Genomic DNA, 2,500 nt, shown 5'->3' on the forward strand with positions numbered 1-2,500 from the left:
TATTTTTGTCCCGCGCCTGATCCAAGTCGAGTTGTGTTTGGGTATTTTGTACGGCTTCCGTTCGGGTGACGGCTTTTGTGTTGCCGTTACCGGATCGGGTCAAGCCTATCGGACGATTAGTACCGGTCAACTGAGCGCATTGCTGCGCTTACATCTCCGGCCTATCGACGTGGTGGTCTTCCACGGTCCTCGAGGGATACCTTGTTTTGAGGGGGGCTTCCCGCTTAGATGCCTTCAGCGGTTATCCTGTCCGGACATAGCTACCCTGCACTGCCGTTGGCACGACAACAGGTCCACCAGTGGTCCGTTCACCCCGGTCCTCTCGTACTAGGGGCAACTCCTCTCAAGTATCCTACACCCACGGCAGATAGGGACCGAACTGTCTCACGACGTTCTAAACCCAGCTCACGTACCTCTTTAAATGGCGAACAGCCATACCCTTGGGACCTGCTCCAGCCCCAGGATGAGATGAGCCGACATCGAGGTGCCAAACACTGCCGTCGATATGGACTCTTGGGCAGTATCAGCCTGTTATCCCCGGCGTACCTTTTATCCGTTGAGCGATGGCCCTTCCACTCGGGACCACCGGATCACTATGGCCGACTTTCGTCTCTGCTCGACTTGTCAGTCTTGCAGTCAGGCTGGCTTATGCCATTGCACTCAACGAGCGATTTCCGACCGCTCTGAGCCAACCTTCGCGCGCCTCCGTTACTGTTTGGGAGGCGACCGCCCCAGTCAAACTACCCGCCACAGAGGGTCCCGGAACCGGATGACGGTCCGCGGTTAGACAACAAGAATGCGAAGGGTGGTATCTCAAGGGAGGCTCCACCGAGACTGGCGTCCCGGCTTCGATGCCTACCACCTATCCTGCACATCCCAGTCCTGTTGCCAGTCTGAAGCTGTAGTAAAGGTGCACGGGGTCTTTCCGTCTAACCGCGGGAAGCCGGCATCTTGACCGGCAATTCAATTTCGCTGAGTCGATGTTGGAGACAGCGGGGAAGTCGTTACGCCATTCGTGCAGGTCGGAACTTACCCGACAAGGAATTTCGCTACCTTAGGACCGTTATAGTTACGGCCGCCGTTTACCGGGGCTTCAATTCGGAGCTTGCACCCCTCCTTTTAACCTTCCGGCACCGGGCAGGCGTCAGACCCTATACGTCGCCTTGCGGCTTCGCAGAGCCCTGTGTTTTTAGTAAACAGTCGCCACCCCCTGGTTTGTGCCCCCGGCCTCTGCTTGCGCAAAAACCGGGCCTCCTTCTCGCGAACTTACGGAGGTATTTTGCCGAGTTCCTTCAACATCGTTCTCTCAAGCGCCTTGGTATTCTCTACCAGTCCACCTGTGTCGGTTTAGGGTACGATCTAACGGAGGGCTATTTCCAGGAACCGCTTAGCAGCAAGACCAATCCGATAAGGCCTCACTACGCTTGCGATCCGTCACATCCTCCTGGCCCGGGAATATTAACCCGGTTCCCATCGACTACGCCTTTCGGCCTCGCCTTAGGGGTCGGCTCACCCTGCTCAGATTAGCTTTAAGCAGGAACCCTTGGACTTTCGGCGGGAGGGTCTCTCACCCTCCTTGTCGCTACTCATGTCATCATTCTCGCTAGTGATCTCTCCACCGGATGCCTCACAGCCCGGCTTCACAGAAAGAGCTGATGCTTGCGCTACCGCCTTGAGGCTACTTGAGCGCGTTTGACCGCGCCTTTCGTAGGTCAGGCAGTAAACAAGCAAAGCTCTATGTCACACTACGCTCTGCTACCGCGTGCACCGAAGTGCACACCCTAAGCTTCGGCTCGTGGCTTGAGCCCCGTTACATCTTCGCCGCAGGACAACTTGTTTAGACCAGTGAGCTGTTACGCTATCTTTAAAGGATGGCTGCTTCTAAGCCAACCTCCTGGTTGTTTTGGTCGTCCCACCTGCTTTCCCACTTAGCCACGAATTAGGGGCCTTAGCTGTAGGTCAGGGTTGTTTCCCTCTCCACGACGGACGTTAGCACCCGCCGTGTGTCTGCCGGATAGTACTCCTCGGTATTCGGAGTTTGCTTAGGATCAGTAAGGCTGTGGGCCCCCATTACCCATGCAGTGCTCTACCCCCGAGGGTATTCGTCCGACGCGCTACCTAAATAGCTTTCGCAGAGAACCAGCTATCTCCGAGTTTGATTGGCCTTTCACCCCTAGGCACACCTCATCCCGACCTTTTTCAACAGGTGTGGGTTCGGACCTCCAGTGCGTGTTACCGCACCTTCATCCTGGACATGCCTAGATCACTCGGTTTCGGGTCTGATGCCACGAACTCATGCGCCCATTTAAGACTCGCTTTCGCTGCGCCTACACCTAACGGCTTAAGCTTGCTCGTAACACCAAGTCGATGACCCATTATACAAAAGGTACGCCGTCACCCCTCAAGGGGGCTCCGACTGCTTGTAGGCGTCCGGTTTCAGGGACTGTTTCACTCCCCTCGTCGGGGTGCTTTTCACCTTTCCCTCACGGTACTGGTTCGC

General features: G+C 56.1%; 1 rRNA gene (cut by a window edge). It reads right to left on the bottom strand.

The annotated features are described in order from the left end of the window. Nucleotides 1–95: 95 nt before the first annotated feature. Nucleotides 96–2,500 (bottom strand): 23S ribosomal RNA (locus A37W_RS0112750) (it continues 481 nt past the right edge of the window).

Origin of the sequence: Wenxinia marina DSM 24838, assembly GCF_000379485.1 — a bacterium.
Lineage (GTDB): Bacteria > Pseudomonadota > Alphaproteobacteria > Rhodobacterales > Rhodobacteraceae > Wenxinia > Wenxinia marina.